Genomic DNA, 5,468 nt, shown 5'->3' with positions numbered 1-5,468 from the left:
GTTTTAATTAAAATACCACGATTTAAATTTCAGTAAAGTTAGATATAATCCAAATAAAAAATTTAAGGCAAAAAATGTTTATAGATAGCGTAAATTTAACTCTAAGCTCGGGTCACGGCGGAGCTGGTGCAGTAAGCTTTCGACGCGAAAAGCACGTCATTTTAGGCGGCCCAGACGGCGGTGACGGCGGTGACGGCGGAGATGTTTATTTTGTCTGCGACAACAACACCCACACGCTGGCAAGCTACAAGGGTAAAAGGGCGATGAGAGCTAGCGACGGTGAGGCTGGCATGGGTAGACGCATGACTGGCAAAAAGGGTGAGAGCTTAGAGCTCATTGTGCCACCAGGAACGGCGGTTTATGACGCGCAGACAAATGAGCTACTTTGCGACATGGTAGAAGAGGGGCAAAGGACGCTATTTTTAAGAGGTGGCAAGGGCGGACTTGGAAATTTTCACTTTAAAAACTCTATCAACCAAGCCCCAGAGTACGCTCAAAAGGGCATGCCAGAAGAGAGTGTGGAAGTTAGACTCGAGCTAAAGCTGATAGCTGATGTGGGACTTGTTGGCTTTCCAAATGTTGGCAAATCAACCCTCATCTCAGCCGTCTCAAACGCCAAGCCACAGATCGCAAACTACGAATTTACCACGCTTACGCCAAAGCTCGGACTTGTTGAGGTTGATGAGTTTAGCGGCTTTGTCATGGCTGACATCCCTGGTATCATTGAGGGAGCTAGCGACGGACGCGGTCTTGGCGTGCAGTTTCTAAAGCACATCGAGAGAAATAAAATTTTGCTTTTTATGATAGATAGTGCAAACTACAGAAGCATGAGCGAGCAGTTTAGCGTGCTAAAAGAGGAGGTCGCTAAATTTTCAAGCGTGCTTGCTAGCAGGGACTATGCAATCGCTGTTACCAGAGTCGATGCGGCTGAAAATTTAGATGAAAATATAAAAGAATTTATGAAAAATATAAATTTAGAGCCAAGACAAGATGGTAAATTTGTTTATAAACAAGACCTATACAGCTTTGACGCGAAAAAACCATACTTTGTCTTGCCGATCTCGTCAGCGACAAACGAGAACATCGATGAGCTTAAATTTGCACTGCTTGAGCTGCTAAAAAAAGAGCTTTAAGTTGCGACCTTTTGGCACTTTGAACTTAGAAATTTGAGAGTATAAAATGAAGAAAATTTTTTGCATTATGCTATTTTGTCTTGGTGTATATAGCTGTGATCCAGCGGATCCGGCGTATATGTTTTTGGATTACAATGATATAGATCGTGACGGCATGCTAAATTTAGATGAGTGGACGTCCTGCAAAGTGCCATCAGCGCTAAAAATAGCACCAGATCTATGCACTAGTGAGGAATTTAAGAGGCTGGATCTTGATCGTAGTGGCAAAGTTAGCATTGACGAGTTAGGAAGTTTGATATTTCAAAAGATTGACTGGCAGGAAGATCCATGCACCTCTTGGCTGACGGATAGCCAAAACACAGATCAAAATAAAAGTCGTTGAAATTTAAAGGAAAGTGATGAATGTAGTTTTTATGGGGACGCCTGATTATGCCGTTAGGATACTTAGGCATCTAAAAGAAGCTGGCTTTAATATAAAAGCGGTCTTTACCCAGCCTGATAAGCCAGTTGGCAGAAAGCAAATTCTAACCCCAAGTGATGTCAAAATTTATGCGCAAAACGAGCTAGCAGGCGTACCAGTCCTTACGCCAAATACGCTAAAAGATGAGGCGGTAGTTAACGAGCTAAAGGCGTTTAGTCCAGACTTTATCGTCGTGGCAGCTTATGGCAAAATTTTGCCAGGGAGTGTACTTGACGTAGCAACGTGTATAAATTTGCACGCTTCGATCTTGCCAAAATATAGAGGTGCGAGCCCTATACAAAGCGCGGTCCTAGCAGGCGAGAAGCAAACTGGCGTCACAGCTATGCTAATGGACGCTGGCCTTGATACTGGCGATATGCTGGACTTCATATACACGTCTTGCGAGAGTAAGATGTCAAGCGAACTTTTTAGTGAGCTAGGTGAGCTTGGCGGTGAGCTAATAGTAAAAGTACTTAATAATTTTGAAAATTTAAAACCACAAAAACAAGATGACACACAAGCTACGCACTGTAAAAAAATAAGCAAGAGCGACGGACTTTTTAGCTTTGATGAAGATGCGGGGCAAATTTATAATAAATTTCGTGCACTAACACCTTGGCCGGGGATTTATTTGGCAAACGGACTAAAAATTTTATCGCTTAAGCTAAGCGAAAAAAGTGGCAAAAGCGGAGAAATTTTAGGTGTAGAAAAAGATCACGTTGTGGTTGCTTGCAATGGTGGGGCGGTCAAAATTTACGAGCTTCAAGAGCCAAGCAAAAAGCCAACAAACGCAAAAGCATATATAAATGGTAAGCGTCTTAGCGTTGGCGACAAGATAGAGTAGAAATCAAAAAATTTATAGGAGAAAATATGAAAAATGCGTTGAGTATAGCAGGTGTTGATCCAAGCGGCGGAGCTGGAGTTTTAGCTGACATAAAGGTCTTTATAGCACACGGCGTATATGCGATGGGAGCGATCACGGCGGTCACTGCTCAAAATACAAAGGGTATCTTTGGCATGCAGCTAGTTGAGACCAAGCTCATCGAGGATCAGATAAGAGCGATATTTGATGATATAAGAGTTGATGTGATAAAAATAGGCGTTGTTCCAAGCGTTGAGATCATAAAAAGCGTCGCAAAAACGCTAAGAGAGATCAAAAATTTACCGCCTGTTGTGCTTGATCCAGTGATGAGCTGTAAAAATGGCGACATCTGGCTAGAGGGCGCTGCAAAAGACGCGATCGTAGAGGAGCTTTTCCCGCTTGCAAGCGTAATCACGCCAAATATCTTTGAAGCGCGTGAAATTTTAAAGCGTGAGCTAAAGGGCGAGGGCGAGCTAAAAGAGGCTTGCAAAGATCTTTTGAAATTTGGCACAAAGAGCGTCTATCTAAAATGTGGCGAGCTTGACGGAAAGTCGCTTGATATATTTTATGATGGCAGTGAATATGAAATTTTTAGCGATGAGCGCATAAAAACGACCGCTACTCACGGCTCAGGCTGCTCGCTATCAAGCGCGATCGCTTCAAATTTAGCAAATGGACATAGTCTAAAAGAAAGTGTAAAAAATGCGCATGATTATATCTTTAACGCTATCAAAAACGCGGTTATCATCGGTGGCGGACAAAATCCGGTAAATCACTTCTATAAATTTAAGGTGTGATTTGAAAGTAGAGTTTTTTCAAAGTCTGCCTTCGACACAGGAATTTTTGATAGACGCCCTAAAAAACGGCGAGATAAAAGCTCCGTATATGGTTGTGGCGTATAATCAAACTAAAGGTGTTGGTAGCCGTGGCAATAGCTGGGAAGGACTTGGTGGAAATTTATTCATGTCATTTTGTATAAGCGAAGATGAGCTGTCAAGTGACATACCTCCGCCATCGATCTCGATATATTTTTCTATGCTGATGCGTGAAGTCTTGAGCGAACTTGGCTCAAAGTGCTGGTTAAAATGGCCAAATGACTTTTACGTGGACGAGCGCAAAATAGGCGGCACTTTGACAAATAAAGTCGATGAAATTTATATCTGTGGCATGGGGATAAATTTAACGAGTGCGCCTGAAAATGCGGGCATTTTAGATATCAAAACTAGCGTAGATGAGCTAGTTTGGGGCTTTGTTAGCATGCTTGATAAAAAGATTTTATGGAAGCCAATTTTTAGCAAATTTAGGATAGACTTTTGCAAGTCAAAGAGTTTTATTACGCATATTGCAAATAGAGCTGTTTCGCTTCAGGATGCTGAAATTTGCGATGATGGAGCAATCTTACTAAATGGGGAAAAGGTATATTCTTTAAGATGAGCGAGATAATAACAATAGCTAATCAAAAAGGCGGCGTTGGCAAGACCACAACAGCCGTAAATTTAGCCGCGTCACTGGCGGTTGCTGAAAAAAAAGTATTATTAATAGATATCGATCCACAGGCAAACGCGACAACTGGACTTGGTTTTAGTAGAAGCGACTATGAGTTTAACATCTATCACGTCTTAACAGATAGAAAAAAGCTCTCGCAAATCGTGTTAAAAACTGAGATCCCAACACTTTTTTTAGCTCCATCAAACATCGGACTTGTCGGTATTGAGCAAGAATTTAACGACCAAAATAAGGACTATAAACTAATCCTTAAAAATAAAATTTCAGAAGTTGTAAACGATTATGATTTTATTATCATCGATAGTCCTCCAGCACTTGGTAGCATCACGATAAATGCTCTTAGTGCAAGTGATAGTGTTATCATCCCGATTCAATGTGAATTTTACGCACTTGAGGGTTTGGCGCAAATTTTAAATACGGTTAAGATTATTAAGAAGACAATAAATCCAAAGCTTAACATAAAAGGCTTTTTACCGACTATGTTTAGTTCGCAAAATAATCTCTCAAAAGAGACAATTGCAAATTTAAAGCAGCATTTTGAAAATAAGCTCTTTAAGAGTAAGGACAGCAAAGAGGAACTTGTGGTCGTTCCAAGAAATGTAAAACTTGCTGAAAGCCCAAGTTTTGGCAAGCCAGTCATACTTTATGATATAAAATCACCTGGCTCAATTGCGTATCAAAATTTGGCATATTGTATTTTAAACTAAAAAATAAGGAAAAAAATGGCTAAAAAAGGTGGATTAGGGCGAGGACTTAGCGCGATACTTGAAGATGTAGAGCAAGCCTACAGCAAAGAGATTGCAAATTTAAACGACTCTGAGATAGTCGAAGAGATAAATATAGATGAAATTTTACCAAACCCATACCAGCCTAGAACGCATTTTGACGAAGAGGCTTTAAAAGAGCTAAGTGCCAGCATCAAAAGACACGGATTGATCCAGCCAATAATCGTCATCAAGAAAGATGATGGCTATATGTTAATAGCTGGTGAGCGCAGATACCGTGCTACAAAGATGCTTGGAGCAAGCAAGATAAAGGCGATCATCGCTGATATCAAGTCTCAAAATTTAAGAGAGCTTGCGCTTATCGAAAATATTCAACGTGAAAATTTAAATCCAATCGAACTTGCAAAGTCGTATAAAGAGCTCATAAATGAGTATAAGATCACACAAGATGGCTTGGCAAATATCATTCATAAAAGTAGAACACAAATAACAAATACGATGAGGCTTTTGCTTCTTAGCGACTATACGCAAAAACTTTTACAAGAAGATAAGCTAACGCAAGGTCACGCTAAAGTTATAGTTGGGCTTAGTACTGAAGAAGAAAAGATGGTTGTTGATACGATAATTGGTCAAAAGCTAAGCGTTAGAGATACAGAGATTTTAGTAAAAAAGATAAAAAATAAGGAAGAGATAAAAGACAAAAAGCCAAAAATTTCTGAGGAAATGAGTAAAAAACTATCAAATTTACAAGAAATTTTTAAAAATTTAAAGATAAAAGCAAA

At 40.1% G+C, this 5,468-nt stretch carries 7 protein-coding genes; all 7 read left to right on the top strand.

Going from position 1 to position 5,468, the window contains the following annotated elements:
* The first annotated feature begins 74 nt into the window (after positions 1-74).
* Entirely contained in the window at positions 75-1,133 is a 1,059-nt protein-coding gene (gene obgE, locus F3H01_RS00700; RefSeq protein WP_149724500.1) for a GTPase ObgE, read from the top strand.
* A gap of 46 nt (positions 1,134-1,179) precedes the next feature.
* Positions 1,180-1,515: an EF-hand domain-containing protein gene (locus F3H01_RS00695; protein ID WP_149724499.1), complete on the top strand. Its 336-nt coding sequence runs from the start codon at positions 1,180-1,182 to the stop codon at positions 1,513-1,515.
* 16 nt (positions 1,516-1,531) lie between these two features.
* Positions 1,532-2,437, top strand: a complete 906-nt coding sequence (fmt, locus tag F3H01_RS00690; RefSeq protein WP_149724498.1) for a methionyl-tRNA formyltransferase — start codon at positions 1,532-1,534, stop codon at positions 2,435-2,437.
* 26 nt (positions 2,438-2,463) lie between these two features.
* Positions 2,464-3,252 (top strand): bifunctional hydroxymethylpyrimidine kinase/phosphomethylpyrimidine kinase, encoded by a 789-nt coding sequence (thiD, locus tag F3H01_RS00685; protein WP_149724497.1) that lies wholly within the window; start codon positions 2,464-2,466, stop codon positions 3,250-3,252.
* A gap of 1 nt (position 3,253) precedes the next feature.
* Positions 3,254-3,889 carry a biotin--[acetyl-CoA-carboxylase] ligase gene (locus F3H01_RS00680; RefSeq protein WP_149724496.1) on the top strand — a complete coding sequence of 212 codons (636 nt, stop codon included), beginning with the start codon at positions 3,254-3,256 and terminating at the stop codon, positions 3,887-3,889.
* Positions 3,886-4,668 (top strand): ParA family protein, encoded by a 783-nt coding sequence (locus tag F3H01_RS00675; RefSeq protein WP_149724495.1) that lies wholly within the window; start codon positions 3,886-3,888, stop codon positions 4,666-4,668. The genes F3H01_RS00680 and F3H01_RS00675 overlap by 4 nt, the downstream gene beginning before the upstream one ends.
* Positions 4,669-4,683: 15 nt before the next feature.
* Positions 4,684-5,468: ParB/RepB/Spo0J family partition protein (locus F3H01_RS00670; RefSeq protein ID WP_149724517.1), on the top strand; the 785-nt coding region annotated here is incomplete at its 3' end.

The organism is Campylobacter concisus (assembly GCF_902460875.1).
GTDB lineage: Bacteria > Campylobacterota > Campylobacteria > Campylobacterales > Campylobacteraceae > Campylobacter_A > Campylobacter_A concisus_AA.
Note: the sequence above shows the minus strand (reverse complement) of the source record. Positions and strands in the feature narration are given on the sequence as shown.

Excerpts from the sequence above, each read along its gene's own strand:
- F3H01_RS00695 (WP_149724499.1), top strand. The coding sequence starts at position 1,180 with ATGAAGAAAATTTTTTGCATTATGCTATTTTGTCTTGGTGTATATAGC.
- obgE (WP_149724500.1), top strand. The coding sequence starts at position 75 with ATGTTTATAGATAGCGTAAATTTAACTCTAAGCTCGGGTCACGGCGGA.
- F3H01_RS00675 (WP_149724495.1), top strand. The coding sequence starts at position 3,886 with ATGAGCGAGATAATAACAATAGCTAATCAAAAAGGCGGCGTTGGCAAG.
- fmt (WP_149724498.1), top strand. The coding sequence starts at position 1,532 with ATGAATGTAGTTTTTATGGGGACGCCTGATTATGCCGTTAGGATACTT.
- thiD (WP_149724497.1), top strand. The coding sequence starts at position 2,464 with ATGAAAAATGCGTTGAGTATAGCAGGTGTTGATCCAAGCGGCGGAGCT.